Here is a 21280-nt window from a genome sequence, read left to right as displayed (position 1 = left end):
TCTTCTGCAGCGAGATGGTTCTGCGCGCGGCCTCCTTCAGCCTGACAGCTGCGGCCCTTGGCGGTGCGCTTGTCATCGGATCGCGGGCACCGGTCGGAGCGTTCGTTCCTACGATCGAGACAACCCTCTCCCGTGCAGCCGATATGGATGTCTCGATTGAGGGCCTCGCGCTCTCGACATCACCCACAGCCATGCGCCTCGAGTTCGAAAAGCTCTCCGCCTACGGAACGCAGCGGGTGGACGCACTGCGTGGTGAGGCGGACCTCTCCCTGCGCGGCCTTTTGCGGCTCGATCCGGCGCCGAAGCGGATCCTTGTCGACCAGATCGACGTCGAGACACGCTTCGCGCCTCGCCAGAACGATGAAGAGGCCCGCCCCCTGCCGGTCGAGCGTATCCTGACGCTTCTTTCGAGCGGGGTGGCAGGGGAGGTGAGCCTCCCGCAGGTCAACATGACCTACGCTCCCGAAGGTGTCGCACCGATTGCACTCGATGGCGGCAGTCTCAGCGCATCCTCCGTGGACGATGGGTACCGTGTCAGCGCAAAGCTTCCCTTTGTGCTCGGCGACGGCCAGCGCACCGATGCAGACGTGGAGGTCCGTGCACGGTCCAATGGCCTGACAGAGCTTTTCTTCCTTTCCGACGGCGCGCCGCTTGCGCCGCTTCTCGCGGCAGCGGGTGTTGACGTTGTCACCCTCGACGGTGAGGTTTCGGGGCTCGTCTCCCTGACCGTGGACCGCGAGGGACGCCCCGTGGACGGATCGATTGACCTCAGCCTCGATCCCGGGACGGGGGAGCTGGTGGGCCGCCCCTTCTCCTTTGGCGAGAACCAGCTGACGGCGGTTTTTGAGGGCGACACGACGATCTTCCGTGTCATGACGTTCGACTATGACGTGGCGGGGAATACGGGCGAGCTCGCAGGCACAGTCTCGGCTGCGAATATCCTTTCGCCGCGAGAGATCGAGCTCGACTTCGACATGCGCGGCGAGGCAATCCACCTCGATCTTGGTGAGCTCCTCGAGGGCACGCTTGACGTCGATGCGTTCGAGGCCAAAGGACGGTTCGACGCCGATGAGCGCAGGCTCGCGTTTGATCGTCTGCGTGCTGCTTACTTCGAAAGCGAGGCACGCGGATCGCTGGCGCTGACGTTCCCTGAAGGTTTCAGCGGCAACCCCCGGATCGAGAGTGACGCCGTGCTCCCTGGTCCCCTTACGCCCCAACAGGTTCTCGCGGGCTGGCCGCTGAACCTTGCACGCGAGGCACGCAAGTGGGTGGTCGAGAATTTGAAGGCCGGGACGCTGACGAACCTGTCCTACAAGTCCGACATCCCGATGAACGCGATCCAGCCCGAGACCGCGCTTCCCAACGAGACGATGGACTTCACCTTCGAGGCTTCCGACGCGACGGTCTTCTATCTTCCCGGGATGCCGAAGCTAGAGAATGTCAGGGCGTCGGCGCGGGTCAGGGGCAACAGTTTCACCGTGGACGGACGGCGAGGTCGGGTGGCAGGCGTTGATATCCTCAGCTCACGGCTCAACATGCCGCGCTTCACGCCCCAAGGGGCAACGGCGACGTTCCGCGGAAGGCTTTCGGGTGAGATCGCGACCATCCTCGAAGCACTGGAAGAGGCAAGCCTGGTCGACTTCGATGAAGCCGGATATGCCACCGATCAGTTTCACGGAAAGGGCATTTTCGACCTCGCCGTCGATTGGCCGCTGAAGGAATTTTTCGAAGAAGAAGAGGTTGTCGTCCGCGGTGACGGGTCGTTCGCGCTTGGCGGGATCGACGATGTCCTGCCGGGCATCGATGCCTCTGAGGCGACAGGAAGGGTCTCTCTGACGCCCGAGCGGGTCGTCATTCGCGGCGACGGACTGACGGCAGGCGCACCCGCGACCTTCGAATGGCGTCAGTCGCTGAAGCAGGACATGCGGGCGGAGCTCGCGGTGTCGACGGCCTTCGACACACTGACGGCTGATATGGTCGGTATACCGCTGAGGCAGTTCTTCCGGGGAGAGATCCCTACACAGATCTTTGCCGATGACCTTCGCCCCGGAGCGCCGCTCAAGATCACGGGCGAGCTGACCGATGCTGCCGTGAACGTACCGCCTCTTGGGCTGAGGAAGCCCAAGGGTATCAAGGGTTTCTTCGAGACGACCGTCGCTATCCCGGAGCCGGTAGAAGACCCCGGCGATCCCGGCCTCGTGTCTCTTCGCGAAATGCGGTTGACCTCGCCGCTCTTCAACGTCGAGGGTTCAGGCGTCTTCACGCAGGAAGGTGCGGTCGTCAGGCTGGAGCTGCCGCGGCTCTTCATTGAAGACACGGCGAACCTTTCCCTCCGTATGGTGACGGAAGGCAATGTTCTTGATCTCGACATCACCGGCGATCACGCGAGCGCAGCGCCTGCGATCGACTCTGTTCTCGGCATGCAGCCTGCGCGGGATGGCAAGCTGCCCGGGAGGCTCGACCTCGATGTGGAGCTCAGCCGCGTCAGCCTCAAGAACGGCGTCGAACTCCATGAGGTGCGTGCAGAAGGTCAGCATACGGGGGATTATGTCGAGCAGTTCACGCTGACCGCCCGGGTCGGTGATGAAGGCCGGATGAACATGACCGTCGATCAGCCGGAGGGATCCGAGCTGGGCTTCGTCGAGGTTGAAGCGACGGACTTCGGTACACTGATCGGCGGGGTGTTCGGGCTCGGTTCGGTCACTGGCGGAGCCGGTTCGATCAAGGGCACGACGGACGAGAAGACAGGCTTCTCGGGCCGGTTCGAGGTGTCGGAGATCCTCGTTCAGGACGCGCCTCTTCTTGCGAAGATCCTGTCCTTCACCTCCCTCGACGGCGCGTTTGCGCAGCTGAACGGCGAAGGCATTCGCTTCACGGCGTTGGAAGGCGATGTGACGCTCAATGAAGGCCTGATCACACTGGAAGGCGCGAAGCTTGTGGGCTCGAGCCTTGGCATGTCTGCGGCGGGAGAGATCAACCTCGACGCAGGCACCGTGGACGTGCGCGGGGCGGTGGCGCCTGCCTATGCCCTTAATGGTCTCCTCGGCTCAATCCCCGGATTGGGCCGCCTCTTCGTCAGCCGGGAAGGTGAGGGGATCGTCGCCTTCTCCTACACCGTGACCGGGCCGATCTCGCAGCCGGTGGTGACAGTGAATGCCCTTTCCGCCCTGACGCCGGGCATCCTCCGCCGCATTTTCGACCCGGTTGAAGGCGAAGACGTCGAAGGTGACACTTCGGAAGGCCCTTGATCCTAGGATTGTGACCGGGCCGCTCCTCCTCCATGAAGCGGTTTCGGATTTTGATCGTCCCGGGGCCAGATTGAGCGACAACGAGCATATGACTGCGGTGAAGCCGTCTTTTGACGTGCGCCGGATGCTGCCAGCGATCCTGAGCGGGCTGGCGGTGGTGATCGCGCTGTTCCTGATCCTGTTCGGGCAAGAGCTCCTCGGTCTCGACCGCGAAGGCGTGGATCAGTTCCTGACCGGCGTTCAGGAGAGCCCGTGGTCCTTCTTCGCTGTGGTCATTCTGTTTGTCGGCCTTGCGCTCGTCGGTTTCCCGCAGGCGCTACTCTACGCAGCGACGGTTGCCGTCTTCGGCGCTTGGCAGGGCGGCCTTTTCGCCTGGTCGGCGACCATGGTTTCGTCAGCGGTGACCTTCGGGATGGGCAAGTTCCTGGGCGCACGCTGGGTCAACAAGATCTCCGCCAAGCGCGCCGAAGAGCTGATCGAGATCGTCCGAGAGCGGGGGCTCCTTGCCTCGATGATCGTCCGCTGGCTGCCCACGGCGCCCCTCGTGGTGGTCAATTCGATCTGCGGCGCCAGCGGCATGGCGTTCTGGAAATTCATGACCGGCACAGGCCTCGGCGTTATCCCCAAGCTGGCCTTTATCGCCTTCTTCACCGACCAGCTCGGCGCCATTGCCCGGTTCCTGACCAGCGGGGACACGAGCGCGATCTTCGCCATCATCCTGATCGCAGCCCTTTGGATCGGCTTCTTCTTTTTCTGCCGGTGGCTTTATGGGCGTTTGAAGACCACGTCCCTTGCTGGTCTCGCAGGCCAAACGGAGATAGGCCAATCTTCACCGGCTGTTGAGGACGAGACTCAGACTCGCCTTAATGCTAAATAAAAGGCTTCGGGCGTAGTCTTGCTCTCACTCTGAAACCGGACGCGAGAGAGGCGCCCGGTCGCTGAACGGATAGGACACGGGCTATGCTTTCCGCCCTCTTTGGTATGCTGTCGGCCGATATGGCCATCGACCTCGGAACCGCGAACACGCTGGTTTACGTCAGGGGGCGCGGCATCGTGCTCAACGAGCCCTCGGTGGTCGCCATCGAAACCCGTCAGGGCCGCAAGATCGTGCGGGCTGTCGGCAACGAGGCGAAAGAGATGCTGGGCCGGACCCCCGGCGCCATCGAGGCGATCCGCCCGATGCGCGACGGTGTCATCGCCGACTTCGAAGTCGCCGAAGCGATGATCAAGCACTTCATCCGCAAGGTTCATAACCGCCGGTCCTTCGCGAGCCCGCGGATCGTCATCTGCGTCCCCTCGGGCGCCACGGCCGTTGAGCGCCGCGCCATCCAGGAGAGCGCGCTCTCCGCTGGCGCGCGCCGGGTCGATCTGATCGAAGAGCCGATGGCAGCAGCCTACGGTGCGCACCTTCCGGTGGCCGAGCCGACGGGCTCGATGGTCGTCGATATTGGCGGCGGCACCACGGAAGTGGCTGTCCTGTCGCTCGGCGGCATTGTCTATTCGCGCTCGGTTCGCGTCGGCGGCGACAAGATGGACGAGGCGATCGTTTCCTTCATCCGCCGCGAGTTCAACCTCCTGATCGGTGAGGCTTCGGCCGAGCGGATCAAGAAGGAAGTGGGCTCGGCGACCGTGGACGAGGAATCGACCAAGGCCGTGATCCACATCAAGGGCCGCGACCTTATGCACGGCGTGCCGAAAGAGGTGAAAATCTCTGCCGCCCAGATCTACGAGGCCCTCAAGGAGCCTGTCAGCCAGATCACCGAGGCCGTGAAGGTTGCTCTTGAAGCGACCCCGCCCGAGCTGGCCGCCGATATCGTCGATACGGGCATCATGCTCACCGGCGGCGGCGCGCTTCTTCGCAACCTCGACAAGCTCCTCCGCGAGGAAACCGGCCTTCCGGTCTCGATCGCGGAAGACCCGCTCTCCTGCGTTGCCCTTGGTACGGGTGCAGCTCTTGAGAACGACAAGGCGATGAAGACCGCGCTCAGCTCGGCCGTCTGATCGAGTTGTAACGGGGGCTGCGCTTCTGCCGCTTCCCGGAGCGGGGTAGAAGTGAACAAACCTCTTACGGAGGTTAATCGTGTCTTAACGGGGTTTGCCGCAGCGTCCTTGCGGTGAGCCTAGGCAAGAAGCCGGGAGTTGACGCTGATGTCGGCGTTATTCGGGAAGAATGGTGGTAATGGCCTGCGCGAGACGGAACGTCCGCCGGCGAACCTCCTGTTCATGCTCGCCGCGAGCTTCTTCCTGTCGATCGTCTCGATCTACGGAGCGCAAGCCTCGGTCTTTGAGAAAGCTCGCGAGAGCCTCCTCGACCGGATGAGCCCTATGCTCGGCGTCTTCGCTGCGCCCGTGCGCATGGTGTCGAACGCCTGGGGCGATCTTGGCGACCATTTCGCTGTCGTCGAAGAGAACCGCCGCCTTCGCGAAGAAAACGAACAGCTGCGTGTGTGGATGCACCAGTCGATGGCGCTCGAGCAGCGGCTCCGCGAATTCGAAGCGCTGGTCGATCCCAAAGTGATCGTTCCTGAGCGCTATATCCCCGCCCAGGTCATTGCCGAGAACGAAGGTCCCTTCACCCGTGCGCTGATCCTGTCGGCAGGGCGCGAGGATGGCATCCGCCGCGGAAGCGCCGTGGTCGATGGCAATGGCCTCATCGGCCATGTCGTCACCGCCGGCCGCAACGCGAGCCGCGTGCTTCTCCTCACCGACGCGAACAGCCACATCCCTGTCTATATCGAAGCGGTGGATACGGAGGGCCTTCTCTCCGGCACGTCCGAACGCCGGGCGGAGATCAAGCAGTTCTCAGGCCGTCCCAAGGGTGAGCTGACCGTAGGGATGCGGATTGTCACGTCAGGTACTGGCGGCTCCCTGCCGCGCGGGCTGCCTGTCGGTGAGATCGTCCGCCTGACCGAAGACGGTGTCGAGGTTGGTCTTTATGCCTCGGACCAGGGCGCGCACTTTGTTCGCGTTGTCGACTATGACTTCCCCGATCCCGAGATTGAGATCGATGCTGAGGAAGCTGGTGCAGCCGAGGGCGACGAGAGCGCGTCGCTGACGGGAGGGGAGGCGGCCCAAAATGGATGACCGCCATTTCCCGACTTCTGGCACCATCTCCGTCGCGGCAGCGCTCCTTATCGTCAGTGCCCTTCTCATGGTCACGCCGCTGAACCTGTTTGGCGGCAATGTGCCGACGCCGGTTCTGCCGCTGATCGTCATCTTCCTTTATGGCCTTGATCGTCCGGGCAGCCTGCCGCCAGCGCTGACCTTCGGTACGGGGCTGATGATGGATCTCCTGTTCGGCGCGGCGCTTGGGCCCTGGGCATGTATTCTCCTCTTCACCCATGCGTTGATCATCTGGCAGCGGAGCTATTTTGCGGGCCGGGACACGGTGGTGCTGACCACAGGTTTCGGCATCGCGGCGCTGGCCGGGATGTTCTTCTTCTGGATCATCATGTCGATCGTGATGCAGCGGGTGCTGCCCCTTGGCGGTGTCTTCTTCCAGACTCTCGTGACCGTACTTCTCTTTCCCCTCTGCCTGACGGTCTTCAGGCGGACGATCGGACGGCAGCGGCCGTCCATGGTGGCCTGATCCAATGCGCGTAGAACCGTTTGATACCCAGAGGCACATGGAGTTCACCCGCAGGGCGACCTTCGTCGCGGGCGGCGTGTCGTGCCTCTTCGTTGGTGTGGGCTACCGGCTGTGGGACCTGCAGGTTGCAAGGCATGACGAGTTCCGTGCGCAGGCTGATGAGAACCAGTTCAACACCCGCCTGATCGCGCCCCTGCGCGGGGACATCTACGACCGCTACGGCAATGTCGTGGCGAACAATGTGCCTGACTTCCGAGTCCTCGTGATCCCTGAGCGTACGGATAATCTCCGCGACACGCTCGTCAGGCTCGCGGCGGTCATGCCGCTGGAAGCAGAGCAGATCGACCGCATCCTGAACAAGGCGAAGCGTCAGCGGAGCTTCCTGCCGATCCTCGTCAAGGACAAGCTCGACTGGGAGACCTACGCATCGGTCAATTTCCATTCGACCGAGATGCGCGGCGTGGTCTCCGAGATCGGCGCCAGCCGGGCCTATGCCGAGGATGCGGGCGCTGCCTTTGTCGTTGGCTATGTCGGCTCGGCCACCGCGGACGACATCACCCGCAAGCGCGAAGCAGCGGACACGGATGAAGCAGCGGAGAAGGCCGAGCTCCTCTACCGCCAGCCTGGCTACAAGGTCGGCAAGTCCGGCCTCGAACGCACCCTCGACGACAGGCTGCAGGGTGATCCAGGATCCGTCCGTGTTCAGGTCAACGCCCACGGCCGGGTGATCGAGACCTACAAGGACAATGCCCAGCCGCCCTCGCAAGGGACGGCCATCGGCCTCACCATCGACAAGGACCTTCAGGCCAAGACCCTCGAAGTGCTCGCGTCGAACTATGGTGAGTATCCTGACGAAGCGCTCGGGCCTCATCCGTTGTCAGCGTCTGCGGTGGTCCTCGACATCATCACCGGTGACGTCATCGTCATGGCGTCGACGCCTGCCTTTGACCCCAACGTTTTCTCCCGCGGGATCGAGACGAAGCTCTGGCGCGAGCTGAACGAAAGCCCGCTGAAGCCGCTCCTCAACAAGCCTGTGCAGGGGACCTATCCTCCCGGCTCGACCTTCAAGCTCCTCACGGCCATCGCGGCGCAGGAGCAGGGGATTGATCCATCTACCACCGTGTACTGCAACGGCACCTACCGGTTCGGCGGGCGTGACTTTACCTGTTGGAAAAAGGAGGGGCACGGACGTCTCGATATGGAGGGCTCGATCAAGCACTCCTGCGACGTCTATTACTGGCACCTCGCAACGCAGCTTGGCATCGACCAGATTGCCGAAGTCGCCCAGCGCTATGGCCTTGGGCAGACCTATGACCTCGGCATTGGTGCGGAGGCGGAGGGTATCGTTCCATCCCAGGCCTGGAAGCGCGCCTACTACCGCAACGATCCGCCGAACCAGACATGGTTCCCGGGCGAGACCCTCTCGGTCGCCATCGGGCAGGGCGCCGTCACCGCCTCTCCCCTGCAGCTGGCCGTGATGAGCGCAAGGATCGCGACCCATAAGGCCGTGACCCCGCGCCTTGTCCGAGCCATTGGCGGCAGCCTCGTGCCTGAACCTCTGTTCGAAGAGCTGCCCGGCGACCCGCAAAATGTGAAGGTCGTGCAGGACGGCATGAACGCCGTGGTCAATGAATGGGGCACGGCGGCGCGCAGTTCGCTGCTTCCCGACTTCAAGATGGCCGGCAAGACGGGCACCAGCCAAGTGGTCGGCCTTCGCCGCGATCCTGTGACAGGACGCAGGCTGAAGAACGAAGAGATCCCCTGGCAGTTCCGGGACCATGCGCTTTTCGTCGCCTTCGCTCCTTACGAGAACCCGCGCTACGCCTGCTCAGTTGTTGTCGAACATGGCGGCTCGGGTTCGAAAGCCGCAGGTCCCCGCGCGCGGGACATCATGCGCGCAGTCCTCGAGAAGGACCCGTCGAACTATGACAAGCACCAGTTCTGGAAGGGCCAGCAGGACCTGACTGAAGTGGCGATGCTGGGAGGCGCGCGGTGACCATCGTCATTGAAGCCTCGGGCAAGCGGAACAAGCTGAGGAAGCGCCTCGCTGATCTCAACTCGCCGCTGATCATCCTCCTGACGCTGATCGCTTCTGCAGGGGTGCTCGCGCTTTATTCCGTGTCCGACGGAAGCTGGACGCCCTACGCCATGCCCCATGCGATCCGCTTCGGGCTCGCCATGGTGGTGATGATCGGCATTGGTGTGACGCCGCTCAAGTTCTGGCTGTCGCTTGCCTATCCGGGCTATTTCTTCGCGCTGTTCCTGTTGCTCCTCGTTCCAGTGATCGGCGCGACCAACATGGGTGCCCAGCGCTGGCTTGAGCTTGGCGGGTTCCAGCTTCAGCCATCAGAGCTGATGAAGGTGGCGCTCGTCCTTGCGCTCGCCCGCTACTACCACGGGCTTGAGTTCAAGCAGGTGTCCTCGATCACGGGGCTCATTCCGCCGCTCGCCATGATCGGTGCTCCGGTGGGGCTCGTCTTCCTTCAGCCTGATCTTGGGACGGCGATCCTCATGGGACTGTCAGGCGTGACCGTTCTCCTCCTCGCAGGGATCAGCTGGCGCCTCGTCACGCTCGGCGTCATCGCAGGGGTTGGCGGCGCCATCGCAGGGGTCCAGTCCGGCCTCATCAAGGCCTATCAGTGGGAGCGGATCACCGCCTTCCTAAATCCTGACGCAGATCCTCTCGGTGCGAACTATCACCCCAACCAGTCCAAGATCGCCATCGGTTCGGGCGGTGTTGACGGGAAGGGCTATATGCAGGGCACCCAGAGCCAGCTCGACTTCCTGCCCGAGATGCAAACCGACTTCATCTTCACGATCATCGGTGAGGAGCTTGGCCTCTATGGCGCGATTGGCCTTCTCGGCCTCTACCTCGCCGTCTTCTTCACGACGCTGCAGATCGCCATGAGCGCGAAGAGCCATTTCGGCAGGCTACTCGCCTTCGGGATCGCGGTGACGTTTGTCTCTTATGTCCTCATCAACACCGGCATGGTCATGGGCCTCGCGCCCGTGGTCGGTGTGCCCCTGCCGCTGGTCAGCTATGGCGGCACGGTGATGCTCTCGATGATGGCAGGGTTCGGCCTCGTCATGTCGGCATGGATCGACCGCAGCCAGGACACGCTCCGAACATCAGGCTTCGGAAGCTAGACAAAAGAAAAGGGCGCCGCAGGGCGCCCTTCTTCGTTTCGGCGGAAGCGACGCTTATGCGGCAGCCGACTCGATGATCGCGTCGAAAGCGGTGCGCGTTTCAGCGATGTCCTTGGGGAGCTTCTGGAAGAGCTCGCGGACCATGTTGAGGTCGCCAGACTTCGCAGCCAGCTCGATTTCCTTGGCCCGGTCAGCGACCAGCATCGCGCCGAGGTTGGCGGAGGAGCCTTTCAGGCCATGCGCCGTGGCGGCGATGTCCGTCGGGCTCTCAGCAGAGATGCCCTTTTCGAGAGCAGCCGTCAGCTCGTCGTTGGATTCCCAATAGGCTTCGAGAATCGGGATGACCGCTTCCACGCCTGCGCCTTGCACCAGCATGGTGATCTGTTCGTCGTCGATGATCTGACCCATAGCACACCTGACCCTTGCTAAGATTGTAGCTTTAGGCCGCGCCGATTTGGGAAGCATTGCAACCACAGATAAAAAGCAGTCTAACTGCGGCTTCTAGGCGTCACAGCATCAAGAGGCAGGTCACATGGCAGTATCCCGCAGCGGCAAGGACGAGTCCTGGTCAGGCCGCGCAGCGTTTATCCTCGCCGCCGTCGGTTCGGCGGTGGGCATCGGAAACCTGGTGCGCTTCCCCTACGTGGCCGGCGAATCGGGCGGTGGTCTCTTCGTCATTGCCTACCTGCTGGCGGTCTTCGCCATCGGCCTCCCGGTCCTTATGGCGGAGCTCTTCATCGGGCGCCGCGGTGGCGGTACCCCGATCGCCGCAATCGTGCGCCTCGCCAAGGCTGACGGCGCGTCTCCGGCCTGGGGCATCATGGGCTGGATCGGAATGCTGGCGAGCTTCGGCATCGTCACCTTCTATTCGGTGATCGCAGGCTGGCTCCTCTATTATGCGTGGGTGATGGTCGGCGATATCGCAGGCAATATCGGCGCTTCGGGCCTTGCTGGCCTTGCCGCTCCTGCTTTCGCCAGCGTCGGCGATTCGACAGAGATCACCGGCATCTTCGGGGAGCTTCTGTCGAACCCCGGCAAAATGATCCTCTTCCACGGTATCTTCATCGCGGTCTCGACCATCATCGTGACCCGCGGCGTCAAAGGCGGCATCGAGAAGGCCGCGACCTGGCTGATGCCGGTCTTCTTCTTCCTTCTGGTGGCGCTGGCCGTCATCTCGCTGACCGTCGGTGATGCGGGTGCAGCGCTGGCATTCCTCTTCCAGCCGGACTTCCAGGCGCTTGCGCGCGATATTGCCGATGGTTCGATCCTCGTGAACGCGGTGGGTCAGGCGTTCTTCTCGCTGTCGCTCGGCTCGGTCCTCATGCTGACCTACGGCATCTATCTCAGCCGTGAGACGTCGATCCCGGGCGCCGCAACGACGGTGGCTTTCGCCGATACGGGCGTGGCGATGATCGCGGGCCTCGCGGTCTTCCCGGTGGTGTTCCAGTTCGGCCTTGAGCCAGCTGGCGGTCTCGGCCTGATTTTCGGGCCGCTGCTTCTCGCGTTCAACCAGATGCCGTTTGGCGCGCTCTTCGGCCTTGCCTTCTTCATCATGGCGGTCTTCGCCGCCCTGACCTCGGCGATCTCGCTGTTCGAGGTGCCGGCGGCATGGGCCAAGGGTGACATTACCCTCGACGAAGCGACCCGGAACAAGCGCCGCCTGATCGGTACAATCCTGATCGGTCTTGCAATCTTCGTGATCGGCGTCTTCCACGCGCTGAGCCAGGTTCCGGTCGAAGCGGGCGACAACTTCTTCAATACGTGGCAGCCCTTCGGCACCCTCCCGGTGATTGGCGACAGGACGCTCCTCGACGCCATCGACGGCCTGACAGGCAACGTGCTCCTGCCGCTCGGCGGTTTCCTGGCAGCGGTCTTCGCGGGCTATGTGGTGACCCAGTCCGCGAGCCGCGAGGAGCTCGGCTTCAAGCAGGAGAAGCACTACCAGCGCTGGCGGTTCCTGATCCGCTATGTGTGCCCCGCGGTGGTCGGCCTGATCCTTGTCTACGGCATCGCGATTGCGCCGTTCCTGAACTAGGGACCGGCGGGCATTCCGAGAGATGAAAAGGGGCGCTTCGGCGCCCCTTAGTCTTTGGCGTAGAGGTCGGTGGCTTCGATCAGCGCCTTGACGATGCCGGGCTCTGAGGCGGCGTGGCCCGCGTCAGGGATCACCTTGAGGATCGACCCCGGCCAGGCGTTGTGGAGCTCAAACGCAGACTTCATCGGCGTCACCACGTCGTATCGGCCCTGCACGATGGTGCCGGGGATACCCGCCAGCTTGCCTCCGTTGGCGATGATCCAGTCGTCCGCGTCGAAGAAGCCGCCATTCGTGAAGTAGTGGTTCTCGATCCGCGCAAAGGCGAGGGCGAAGCGTTCGCCCGCGAAGCTGTCCATGCGCTCCCTGTTTGGGTGGAGGGACACTGTCGACCCCTCCCAGACCGCCCAGGCCTTGGCCGCCTCGAGCTTGGCGCGTTCATCGTCGCCGGTGAGGCGCTTGCGGTAGGCGTCCATCATGTCGCCGCGCTCGGCTTCAGGGATGGGGGCGAGGAAGTCCTGCCATTCCTCAGGGAAGATCCAATTCGCGCCTTCCTGGTAAAACCACAAAAGCTCGGACCTTCTCAGGGTGAAGATGCCCCTGAGGACCAACTCGGACACCCGGGTGGGATGGGTGAGCGCATAGGCGAGGGCGAGGGTCGATCCCCACGAACCGCCGAACACCTGCCAGCGCTCGATGCCCAGGTTTCGCCGCAATTGCTCCATGTCGGCGACAAGGTCCCATGTTGTGTTCTCGCGCAATTCGGCGTGGGGCATCGAGCGGCCACAGCCGCGCTGATCAAAGAGGACGATCTTGTAATGCTCGGGATCGAAGTAGCGACGCATCGAGGGCGTGGACCCACCGCCGGGACCGCCGTGGCACACCACGACTGGCTTTCCGTCAGGATTTCCGCTGACTTCGTAGTAGATCTCGTGAAGCGGAGAGACCTGAAGGCGTGCGCGCCGGAACGGCTCCACGGGGGGATAGAATGAAGATCTCGCCATGGAAGCCTTTGCGCTGCAACTCGGGTTGTGATTATACTCCGTCTAACCACATGGGACGTGTGGGCAATGGGGCGAAGAGCCAAATTGTCCAGAGAGTGCCCGCGTTGGTCGTGGGGCAGAAATTTCTAATGGGCAGGGTGGCCGTCATCGTTCGAGCGCTTCTTCTTGGTGTGGGCTTTTGCGCCGTCACGGGCTGTGCGTCCGTGGAAGTGTCGATGCCGTCGATCCCCGGGATGACCAAGGCCTCGATCGCTGAAGAGGACGCCCGCGAGCGCGAAGAGCTTCGCTCTGCGCTGGCCAAGCTTGAAGAGCGTCCCTGGACCCCTGCGGAAGACCGTGAAGACGGTTTCGTCACGCTGCTCTTTGGCGGCTCGGTGACCTCTCCGAAGCACCAGGCTGCGGCCTATGTCGACAGCCTGGAAGGCGATGTCGCCCTCGAGGTCCGCCGTGACCTTGAACAGACCCTCGCCGCTGCGTGGAACGTGGCCCAGAAGGGCCGCACGGCTACGACGGCGATGGAGCCGCTGCCGACGGATCTCAGGACTATCGAGGACGCCATTGTCGAAGCGCGCCACTGCCGCATCGTCTATGCCGAGGCGCTGCTTCTTCTCGCCAAGCGCGACGAGGGCGTCTCCCGGGACGAGATCCGCCGGGTGAAGCAGCAGTTCAATCAGGCGATCATGGAGCTTGGCCGCACGGCTGACGCTCTTTCCGTTAGGCTTGATGGCGGCGAGCCGGTGAACTCCGTCGCCGAAGCCACCAGCGCGCGCTAAGCGCTCTTCTCCATTCAGAGCTTACGGTCCGAGGATCTCGGCCTGGTCTTCGTCACGCCGTGCTTTCTGAAGGCGTGCGTTCATGATTCGCTTCTCGAAGAGATCGACGTAGGGCTGGGGCACCCCGGGGATGCCGCGCAGCTTCTGGAGCTGTCGGGTCGCCGTGGAGAGGTCGCGCTCTTTCCACGCGGCGAGAAGGTCGCGCTGGACATCGGCCAGTGCACGGAAGGTTTTCGACGCCTTCAAGAACGGGTTGCCGACGAGGCCGTAGATCATCTCTGGCTGGCCTTCATACTCGCGACGGACAAAGTCGAGATCGAGGAAGGCGTAATGGTGACGGAGGGCGTCATAGACCTTCGCGTCGGTCAGGATCGCCGGGCCATAAAGCTCTGACCGTGCGCGCAGGCGGCCCGCGAAGCTCACCGGCTGGCCGAGCGCGGCGTAACGGTTCCGGCCGCCAAGGCCGACGGGACCGGCGAAGCATGGACCCGACGCGATGCCGATTTCGATCCTGCCGTCTGCCAGCTCTTCGAGCGATCCGCCGGGGCCGACATGGTGGCTGCCGGCGACCTGCTGGCTGATCGCGGAGACGTCGTCGAGCATCTTGAGGGCACAGGCGCAGGCGAGCTCGATGTGCTTCGGCTCATCGAGCGGCACGTTCCAATAACCAAGAAGCCGTCCGTCCTCGCCATAATCGACGGTGCCCTCATGCTCGAGAATCGTCCGGCGCAGGCGGTCATTGGCCGAGGCCTTGAAGAGGACGTAGTCGCGGGGATCTTCCTCGAACTGACGGATGAGAGAAGAGGGCAGCTGGAAGGCGCATGAGAGGACCGTGACGTCACGGTGGACGCCGTAAAGGAGCTTGGTTCCTCCGTGTGCCTGCAGCTTGCGCATGGCCTTCTGGGGCAGGGCGCCGTGGAACGCTCCGCGTACGACATCGTCCCGCACGACCATGTTCGTCAGGACCGTGGCGCCGACTGCAAGCGGGCCTCCGAGCGCCGCGAAGATACCCGGCGAAGGATCAAGCAGCAGGCCTGTTGAGCGGAAGATCAGGAAGGCCCCGAGGAAGCTCAGGAGCGCAAGGGTCAGCGACACGGCGACCGCGAGCGCTGACGGCACGTAGATCACCGAGAGAACAGCCAGCACACCGATGAGCACTGCAGAGAACGCTTCCGCAAAGCCGCCCCAGTCGGGCCTGATCGGCGCTTCGCCGACCGCGATCTGCTGGGCGAGAAGGGCGTGAACCTCCGCTGACGGACGGGTGCCGCGCGCGGTTCGGACGAGGCCCTCTTCATCGAGCGCTGCGCCGATAAAGACGTGACGGCCTCTGAGGGCGGAGCCCCACGCGTCGGGGTCTTCAAGGAGGCGCCAGGCAGGCACGCTCGGCACACTGATCTCCTGAGGCATCCAGAATCTGAACTCCGACCGCCCGTCGAGGTCGATAAGAGGACCGCCGCCGATGCGGAAGGAAGAGACCGGGGCGCCAGCGTTCGAGACGGCTGTCGCGGCCGGGGTGAAACTCACCACCTCGCCGTCGATCGTCAGGGCACCAAGGCCCGGCGTCGCCGCTACGATATCCCGGCCCGCATAGAGGGGAGCAACCCTCCGCACACGGCCGTCCGGGTCTTCGGGCAGGGCGGCGACGATCGGGAGCTCGGCTTCACGGAGCTCTGCCGAAAGGGTCTTGCGGCCTAGGATCGAGGGGACGGCGATAAAGCCGACGCCGGTGTCCGCGCCTTCGATCCGGGCCCAGGGGCGGCCTTCGAAGCTGACCCGCGACCAGCTGACGTCTGCGTTCGAGGGGGAAAGCTCTTCACCGATGCCAAGGCCGACCGGGCCGCCAGCAGCTGCCCGGGCGAGGACGAGGTCGGTGGAGGGCAGCACCGAGAGGGCCGCGACGCGGTCCGCGGTCTCGCCGGACCGGATCTCCATCCACCGCCGCGCGATCACGTCGGGGGAGAGGGGGTCGTCGCCTGCCACGGAGGTCGTCAGCAGGACGGACCGTGCGCCTGCGGTCTCCGCGCTGTCGATCAGCGCGCCGAAAGCGTTGCGCGGCCATGGCCAGTCGCCGAGGCGCTCTTCGCTCTCCTCGTCGATGAGGACGGTGGCGACAGGCAGCTCGGAGACCACGGGACGCGGCGCGAGGCGCATGATGATGTCGAAGATCGCCTCCCGCACCGGCGCACCGGGGGTGGAGGCGGAGAGAATGGCGAAAGCCGCGATCAGCGCGATGATGACCGAAGGGCTGACGAGGAGGAGGCGGAGCCTCTGTTCCTGGCGCTGCTCAAACAAGGTGCGGTCTCCTGTTAACCTTTTCGCTCGCAATCGGACGCCGTGCTATTAACTTTATCACGGCCTCGGCGTGCGCGGATCGCTTTCACTGCGTATTCAGCTCTGTCTGGCATGGTTTGCGCTCCATGTGCGCAAGGTAAACGGATCGGCGAAAGAGGCGATGAGCAAGGCGGAGTTCTCGGTCGAAGATGGCCCTGCACCGCGCATCGAAGCGCGCGGCGGCTGGACCATGGCCGATGGTATCGCCCGTATCGACGCACAGATCCGTAAGTTCACCGAGACAACTCTCGATAAGCCCCTGATCATCGACATGGCCGGCGTCGACAATCTCGACACCTCCGGCGCGATGGTGCTCCAGCGGACCATGCAGGCCTGCGGGGCCCGGGCTGATCTCAGCCAGCCTCTCAAGGGGTTCGAGAACGTCTCTGATCATCACAAGGTCCTCCTCGAACAGGCCGCAGGCAATCTCGTCTCGTGCGAGACCCCTCCGCCCAGAGCATCATGGCTCGTTGTTCTGGAGCGCGTTGGTCAAGCAACCGAGAACATTCTCGATGAAGCTCTCCACATTATGAGCTTCGTGGGCGCCGTGATGGTGCGGATGTTCGAAACGATCCGCCACCCGGGTCGTTTCCGTCCGACCAGCGTGGTTCACCACATGGAATCGGCAGGGCTGAACGCGCTTTTCATCGTCGGGCTGATGTCGTTCCTGATTGGCGCCGTGGTCGCCTTCATGGGTGCGACGGTGCTGGCTGAGTTCGGCGCGGAGGTCTTCGCGGTTGAGCTTGTGGGCATTTCTGTCCTCAGGGAATTCGGCGTCCTCCTGACGGCCATCCTGATCGCTGGCCGTTCGGGCAGCTCCTTCACCGCGGCTATCGGGTCGATGAAGCTGCGCGAGGAAATCGACGCCATGCAGGCCATGGGGATTGATCCGCTTGATGCGCTCGTGGTGCCGCGTGTGCTGGCGCTGCTGATTGCCGTGCCGTGCCTCGCATTCCTTGCAGCTATTCTTGGCCTCGTCGGTGGCGGTGCGGTCTGCGCTCTGGCTCTCGACATCCCGCCCGCGCTCTTCATGGCGAGGACCCAGGAGATCATCGTCATCGACAACTTCATCGTCGGGATGGTGAAGGCGCCGGTCTTCGGCTTCGCGATCGCCGTCATCGGTTGCTACCAAGGCATGATGGTTAGGGGATCCGCAGAGGACCTCGGCCGCAGAACCACCATCTCGGTCGTCCAGTCGCTGTTCCTCGTGATCCTCGTCGATGCCCTCTTCGCGGTCTTCTTCATGGAGCTCGACTACTGATGGCTCCTGAGAACATCATCGAAGTCCGGGGCGTCCGGAACCAGTTCGGCACCCAGGTCGTCCACAAGGACCTCGATCTCGACGTCCATCGTGGTGAGATCCTCGGCGTGGTCGGCGGGTCGGGCACCGGTAAGTCGGTGCTCCTCCGGACCATTGTCGGCCTCCAGATCCCCAAGGCTGGCAAGGTCGAAATCCTCGGCAAGCAGATCTACCCGAAGCGGGCGTCCGCCAAGGAGATCAACGAGGATATCGGAATCCTGTTTCAGGATGGTGCGCTCTTCAGCTCGATGACCGTGGCAGAAAACGTCATGGCGCCCCTGCGCGAGCATCACCCGGAAATCTCGGACGAGCTGGCCGAGGAGATCGCAGGCATGAAGCTCTCCCTCTCCGGCCTCAATGAGGGTGTCGGTGAGAAGATGCCGTCAGAGCTTTCGGGCGGTATGAGAAAGCGCGTGGCGCTGGCCCGAGCGATGGCGCTCGATCCAAAGATCCTCTTCCTCGACGAGCCCACCGCGGGCCTCGACCCCATTGGCGCTGCGAAGTTCGACGAGCTGATCATGGGCCTGAGGGATAATCTCGGGCTCACCATCTTCATGGTCACCCACGACCTCGACAGCCTGATCAGGGCCACGGACCGCGTGGCGGTGCTGGCTGAGAAGCAGGTGATCATCAACGCGCCTCTCGATGAGGTGCGCCGCTCCAACCATCCCTGGATCCAGGAATATTTCGGCGGGCCAAGGGGCCGTGCCGCCCAGGGCTCAAATCTTGCGTCACAGAGCGCCTAGGAGATTCCCATGGAAACCCGCGCCCATTTCGTCCTCATAGGCAGCTCGGTCGTCGCCGTTGTCGTCATGGCGATGATGTTCATCCTGTGGCTAGGCAACACAGAGCGTGCCTTCGACGAGTACTATGTCGTCTTCAACGAGCGGGTCTCCGGCCTGCAGGTCGGCGCTGCGGTCCAGTTCAACGGTATCCGTGTCGGCGAGGTGGAAGAGCTCGGCCTCGACAACCGTGATCCCAACATCGCCGTGGCCCTCATTCGCGTGGAGGAAAATACGCCGATCCGCGAGACGACCCGGGCCGAGCTGGAGCTTGTCGGCGTCACGGGCCTGTCAATCATCCAGTTCGTCGGCGGCGATCCCAACGCTCCCTTGCTGAAAAGCATTTCCGACCGCCGCATTCCGACCATTCAGGGCTCTGCCGGTGGACTCGCTGCGGTCATCGAAAGCTCGGGCCCGCTGGCAGAGAACATCACCAGCCTCGTCAGCGCAGAGAACATCGACCGGATTGGCCGTATCCTCGAGGACATTGAAAGCCTCACCGATGCCATTGCCGACAAGGACGAGGACATTGGCGAGATCATTGAGAATGTCGCCACCATCTCGATCATCCTGCGGCGCAATGCCGAAGCGCTCGACACGACCGTGGCGCGGATCAACTCCATCATCGATGAGACCGAGGGCATGCTGCGCACCGATGTGAAGCAGACCCTCGAGGCTGCGGCGACGTCCGCCGAGAGCCTCTCCGAAGTCATTGCGGAGATCGAGGACATTCTCTCGGAGAACCGTCCCGCCATCGATGCCTTCGCCCAGGAAGGCCTTGGCGCCACTGTCGGCGTGATCGCTCAGGCGAACCGCGTCCTTGCCACCACCGAAGCCATTCTGCAGGAGTTCGACCGTGACCCGGCGCGCTTCCTGCTGGGCGAGAACCGTCCGGAGGCCCGCCCATGATCAGATCTCTTTCCGCCGTCTCGCTGCTTGCCCTTGGCGGCTGCATCAACCTCATTGCTCCGGCCTCGGAGCTTCCGCCGCGCTACACGCTGACGGCGATGGAGGAGACGAGGAGCGAGCAGCGCCTTCCCTATTCGCTGGCCATCGCCGATGCCCGGGCAGAGAGCGCGCTCAACACCTCGAAGATCGCTGTCCGCACGGGCGCGAACGAAATCCGTTACATGCCTGAGGGTGAGTGGGCTGACCGCGCACCGCGGATCTTCTCGGTCCTTCTTGAGCGTTCGGTGGAAGAGCGGGGCGCATTGCTGGCGGTCTCCGACAGGGTTGCCCTCCCGCTGGCTGACTTCGTTCTCTACTCGGACATTCAGCGTTTCGAAGCCGACCGTACGACGGAGCCGACCCAGGCGATCGTTATCTTCCGTGTGCGCCTTGAAAGCCGCAACGGCATGATCCTCGGTGTCCAGCGGTTCGAGACCCGTGTCCCGGTCGATGGCGACAGCACGGCTGAGGTCGCTGAGGCGCTCAACCGCGCAGCGTCTGAGCTATCCAGCGACGCCGCTGGCTGGGCCCTGGAGCGTCTTTCGAACGCCCGGAGCTAACGCTTAATCGAAATGGCCCTTAGCCGTGCCGATCGCCACGTAGAGCTGGCCGAGCGGTGTGCGGAGCATATCCTGCAGCGCGACCTCTGACGACGCAGCATCGTCGCCCACGACGGGGGCGAGCAGCTGGTCAAAATCAGCGAGATAGGTTTCGGAGGCTTCCGCGAAGCTCTCATCCTTGCCGATCGTCGTGCGGAGCTTGGCACGAAGATCGACCGGATCATTTGCGAGGATCTGGCCTACGAAGAGCTGGCGCTCGCCACGCTCGAAGCGCTGCTGTTCGTCAGCGCTCGGCATACCGAAGAGCTGGGCCTTCATGGCCATGGTGAAGCGCTGCATGCGGAGGACACGCTCTTGCTCCTCCGGCGTCTTGGCGGCGGGGAGCTCTGGCACCGGACGCGGGGGCGTTCGCGGCTGAGCCTGCGGGCGAGGTTGCGCGGCGCTGTCGTTCTCGACCTTCTCGAGAATGCGCCGCCATGAGCCGCCGAGGTTCTTTGCAGAGCCGTTCTTCTTGGCCGCCGGGGCCGGCGCAGGCGCGGCAGCCGGAGCAGGCGCCGGTTCAGCTGGCCTCGTTTTCAGCTTCTCGGATTGCTCGGCGAGACTCCGGCCAAGGCTGTCGGCGCGGGTCTTCTGCTGTTCGATCAGGAGGCGGAGCTTCTCGCTCTCATCGATCAGCGCCTGCTGCGCCGTGCGTAAGGTATCGGCACCGCCCTTGAGGTCATCGGCAAGGCCCTTGGGCGCTTCGCGGAAGAGCTGGTTCGTCTCGACCATGGCTTCCCTGAGGGAAGCAAACTGATCGGCGCTTTGGGCGGAGACAACCTCTAGCCGCTTCAGCTTCTCTTCGATGTCGGGGAATGCGCTTGATGCGTCTTCCTCAGCCTTACGCGAGCGCGCGGCGAGGGCGGTGGCGAAGGCATCTGCTTCGGCATTCATTTTGGCGGTGGCGTCAATGAGGGCCTGGCGTTCCTTGGCGAGGCGCTCGGTGCCTTCCTTTGTGCCGCCGCGCATCGTCTCTGCTGCTGCGTCGATGGCGCCGACCTGATCACGGATCTGCTTCTCGGCCTTGGCGAGCTTCACGAGGGCCCGGTCGAGTTCTCCGCCGAGGAGGTCGAGGTCGCCGCGCACGGCGTCGGCTTTGATCGCGGGCTCGAAGTGATCAACGGCCTGGCCAAGGCGGCTGGCCGTCTCTTCGAGGCGCAGCGATGCACGCAGGAGGTAGCCGCCGAGGAGGACGAGGAGGGAATTGGAAAGCGCGAGGATGACCACTGCGCCGGAATAGCCAAGGCCGAACTTCCAGAGCCCCGTGGTCTCACGAAGGGCGAGGGTCGTCCCGATCGGCCAGGCGATCAGCCAGACGGCGAGGATGAGAACCGAGAGAAGCTTTGCAGCTGTCCAAATCTGTTCGGCGTCGGGAAGCCAGCCTGAACGGCGGACAGGCGCGGGCCGTGCGTCGGCGACCATCGTCGCGCGCACGGTCTCAACCGGCGCTGGCGCGTCGGTCAGCTCATCCACAAGGTCTCGTTCGGCCTCGGCCATCTCGCTCCTTGATACGGCAATGATGCCGCA

General features: G+C 63.5%; 17 protein-coding genes. 13 read left to right on the top strand and 4 right to left on the bottom strand.

What is annotated here, in order from left to right; translation table 11 throughout:
* The first annotated feature begins 14 nt into the window (after nucleotides 1-14).
* The 7 genes from HK107_RS12550 to rodA all read left to right on the top strand — a co-directional run bounded on the left by HK107_RS12550 (nucleotide 15) and on the right by rodA (nucleotide 9984).
* The gene (locus HK107_RS12550; RefSeq protein WP_233061497.1) at nucleotides 15-3248 is read left to right on the top strand and encodes a YhdP family protein; all 3234 of its coding nucleotides are present in this window, start codon (nucleotides 15-17) and stop codon (nucleotides 3246-3248) included.
* Nucleotides 3249-3318: 70 nt separating this feature from the next.
* On the top strand, nucleotides 3319-4125 hold the full coding sequence (locus HK107_RS12545) for a TVP38/TMEM64 family protein (RefSeq protein ID WP_173200299.1): 807 nt from the start codon (nucleotides 3319-3321) through the stop codon (nucleotides 4123-4125).
* A gap of 83 nt (nucleotides 4126-4208) precedes the next feature.
* Nucleotides 4209-5249, top strand: coding sequence for a rod shape-determining protein (locus tag HK107_RS12540; protein WP_173200297.1), 1041 nt, complete (start codon nucleotides 4209-4211; stop codon nucleotides 5247-5249).
* Between the two features lie 147 nt (nucleotides 5250-5396).
* Nucleotides 5397-6332, top strand: a complete 936-nt coding sequence (gene mreC / locus HK107_RS12535; RefSeq protein ID WP_173200295.1) for a rod shape-determining protein MreC — start codon at nucleotides 5397-5399, stop codon at nucleotides 6330-6332.
* Nucleotides 6325-6837 carry a hypothetical protein gene (locus HK107_RS12530; RefSeq protein ID WP_173200293.1) on the top strand — a complete coding sequence of 171 codons (513 nt, stop codon included), beginning with the start codon at nucleotides 6325-6327 and terminating at the stop codon, nucleotides 6835-6837. The genes mreC and HK107_RS12530 overlap by 8 nt, the downstream gene beginning before the upstream one ends.
* 37 nt (nucleotides 6838-6874) lie before the next feature.
* Nucleotides 6875-8833 carry a penicillin-binding protein 2 gene (gene mrdA / locus HK107_RS12525; protein WP_233061495.1) on the top strand — a complete coding sequence of 653 codons (1959 nt, stop codon included), beginning with the start codon at nucleotides 6875-6877 and terminating at the stop codon, nucleotides 8831-8833.
* Nucleotides 8830-9984 (top strand): rod shape-determining protein RodA, encoded by a 1155-nt coding sequence (gene rodA / locus HK107_RS12520; protein ID WP_198912405.1) that lies wholly within the window; start codon nucleotides 8830-8832, stop codon nucleotides 9982-9984. The genes mrdA and rodA overlap by 4 nt, the downstream gene beginning before the upstream one ends.
* A gap of 54 nt (nucleotides 9985-10038) precedes the next feature.
* Here the strand turns inward: rodA and HK107_RS12515 are convergent, their stop codons facing one another.
* Nucleotides 10039-10392, bottom strand: coding sequence for an Hpt domain-containing protein (locus HK107_RS12515; RefSeq protein ID WP_173200289.1), 354 nt, complete (start codon nucleotides 10390-10392; stop codon nucleotides 10039-10041).
* Nucleotides 10393-10516: 124 nt separating this feature from the next.
* On the opposite strand from HK107_RS12515, the gene HK107_RS12510 reads away from it, so the two are divergent.
* Nucleotides 10517-12019, top strand: a complete 1503-nt coding sequence (locus HK107_RS12510) for a sodium-dependent transporter (protein ID WP_173200287.1) — start codon at nucleotides 10517-10519, stop codon at nucleotides 12017-12019.
* Between the two features lie 47 nt (nucleotides 12020-12066).
* Here the strand turns inward: HK107_RS12510 and pip are convergent, their stop codons facing one another.
* Nucleotides 12067-13020 (bottom strand): prolyl aminopeptidase, encoded by a 954-nt coding sequence (gene pip, locus HK107_RS12505; protein ID WP_173200285.1) that lies wholly within the window; start codon nucleotides 13018-13020, stop codon nucleotides 12067-12069.
* A 128-nt stretch (nucleotides 13021-13148) separates the two neighbouring features.
* On the opposite strand from pip, the gene HK107_RS12500 reads away from it, so the two are divergent.
* On the top strand, nucleotides 13149-13793 hold the full coding sequence (locus HK107_RS12500; RefSeq protein WP_173200283.1) for a hypothetical protein: 645 nt from the start codon (nucleotides 13149-13151) through the stop codon (nucleotides 13791-13793).
* A 21-nt stretch (nucleotides 13794-13814) separates the two neighbouring features.
* Here HK107_RS12500 and HK107_RS12495 read toward each other — a convergent pair whose 3' ends face one another.
* Entirely contained in the window at nucleotides 13815-16085 is a 2271-nt protein-coding gene (locus tag HK107_RS12495) for an adenylate/guanylate cyclase domain-containing protein (protein WP_173200281.1), read from the bottom strand.
* A 160-nt stretch (nucleotides 16086-16245) separates the two neighbouring features.
* Here HK107_RS12495 and HK107_RS12490 point away from each other — a divergent pair, with 160 nt between their 5' ends.
* The 4 genes from HK107_RS12490 to HK107_RS12475 are packed head-to-tail and all read left to right on the top strand — an operon-like array spanning nucleotide 16246 to nucleotide 19714.
* The gene (locus HK107_RS12490) at nucleotides 16246-17385 is read left to right on the top strand and encodes an ABC transporter permease (protein WP_173200279.1); all 1140 of its coding nucleotides are present in this window, start codon (nucleotides 16246-16248) and stop codon (nucleotides 17383-17385) included.
* Nucleotides 17385-18170 (top strand): ABC transporter ATP-binding protein, encoded by a 786-nt coding sequence (locus HK107_RS12485; RefSeq protein WP_173200277.1) that lies wholly within the window; start codon nucleotides 17385-17387, stop codon nucleotides 18168-18170. Before HK107_RS12490 ends, HK107_RS12485 begins: the two co-directional genes overlap by 1 nt.
* Nucleotides 18171-18179: 9 nt before the next feature.
* Nucleotides 18180-19115, top strand: a complete 936-nt coding sequence (locus tag HK107_RS12480; RefSeq protein ID WP_173200275.1) for an MlaD family protein — start codon at nucleotides 18180-18182, stop codon at nucleotides 19113-19115.
* On the top strand, nucleotides 19112-19714 hold the full coding sequence (locus HK107_RS12475) for an ABC-type transport auxiliary lipoprotein family protein (protein WP_173200273.1): 603 nt from the start codon (nucleotides 19112-19114) through the stop codon (nucleotides 19712-19714). Before HK107_RS12480 ends, HK107_RS12475 begins: the two co-directional genes overlap by 4 nt.
* A gap of 3 nt (nucleotides 19715-19717) precedes the next feature.
* Here HK107_RS12475 and HK107_RS12470 read toward each other — a convergent pair whose 3' ends face one another.
* On the bottom strand, nucleotides 19718-21250 hold the full coding sequence (locus tag HK107_RS12470; protein WP_173200271.1) for a hypothetical protein: 1533 nt from the start codon (nucleotides 21248-21250) through the stop codon (nucleotides 19718-19720).
* Nucleotides 21251-21280 lie beyond the last annotated feature (30 nt).

It is taken from the genome of Parvularcula mediterranea, assembly GCF_013085255.1.
GTDB classification, from domain to species: domain Bacteria; phylum Pseudomonadota; class Alphaproteobacteria; order Caulobacterales; family Parvularculaceae; genus Parvularcula; species Parvularcula mediterranea.
This window is presented reverse-complemented; position numbering and strand designations above follow the sequence as displayed.

What these genes read in the sequence shown, in the direction of transcription:
- HK107_RS12480 (WP_173200275.1), top strand. Translation starts at nt 18,180, where the DNA reads ATGGAAACCCGCGCCCATTTCGTCCTCATAGGCAGCTCGGTCGTCGCC.
- HK107_RS12550 (WP_233061497.1), top strand. Translation starts at nt 15, where the DNA reads ATGGTTCTGCGCGCGGCCTCCTTCAGCCTGACAGCTGCGGCCCTTGGC.
- HK107_RS12530 (WP_173200293.1), top strand. Translation starts at nt 6,325, where the DNA reads ATGGATGACCGCCATTTCCCGACTTCTGGCACCATCTCCGTCGCGGCA.
- HK107_RS12475 (WP_173200273.1), top strand. Translation starts at nt 19,112, where the DNA reads ATGATCAGATCTCTTTCCGCCGTCTCGCTGCTTGCCCTTGGCGGCTGC.
- HK107_RS12500 (WP_173200283.1), top strand. Translation starts at nt 13,149, where the DNA reads ATGGGCAGGGTGGCCGTCATCGTTCGAGCGCTTCTTCTTGGTGTGGGC.
- HK107_RS12490 (WP_173200279.1), top strand. Translation starts at nt 16,246, where the DNA reads ATGAGCAAGGCGGAGTTCTCGGTCGAAGATGGCCCTGCACCGCGCATC.
- HK107_RS12540 (WP_173200297.1), top strand. Translation starts at nt 4,209, where the DNA reads ATGCTTTCCGCCCTCTTTGGTATGCTGTCGGCCGATATGGCCATCGAC.
- mreC (WP_173200295.1), top strand. Translation starts at nt 5,397, where the DNA reads ATGTCGGCGTTATTCGGGAAGAATGGTGGTAATGGCCTGCGCGAGACG.
- HK107_RS12470 (WP_173200271.1), bottom strand. Translation starts at nt 21,250, where the DNA reads ATGGCCGAGGCCGAACGAGACCTTGTGGATGAGCTGACCGACGCGCCA.
- pip (WP_173200285.1), bottom strand. Translation starts at nt 13,020, where the DNA reads ATGGCGAGATCTTCATTCTATCCCCCCGTGGAGCCGTTCCGGCGCGCA.
- mrdA (WP_233061495.1), top strand. Translation starts at nt 6,875, where the DNA reads ATGGAGTTCACCCGCAGGGCGACCTTCGTCGCGGGCGGCGTGTCGTGC.
- HK107_RS12515 (WP_173200289.1), bottom strand. Translation starts at nt 10,392, where the DNA reads ATGGGTCAGATCATCGACGACGAACAGATCACCATGCTGGTGCAAGGC.
- HK107_RS12485 (WP_173200277.1), top strand. Translation starts at nt 17,385, where the DNA reads ATGGCTCCTGAGAACATCATCGAAGTCCGGGGCGTCCGGAACCAGTTC.
- HK107_RS12510 (WP_173200287.1), top strand. Translation starts at nt 10,517, where the DNA reads ATGGCAGTATCCCGCAGCGGCAAGGACGAGTCCTGGTCAGGCCGCGCA.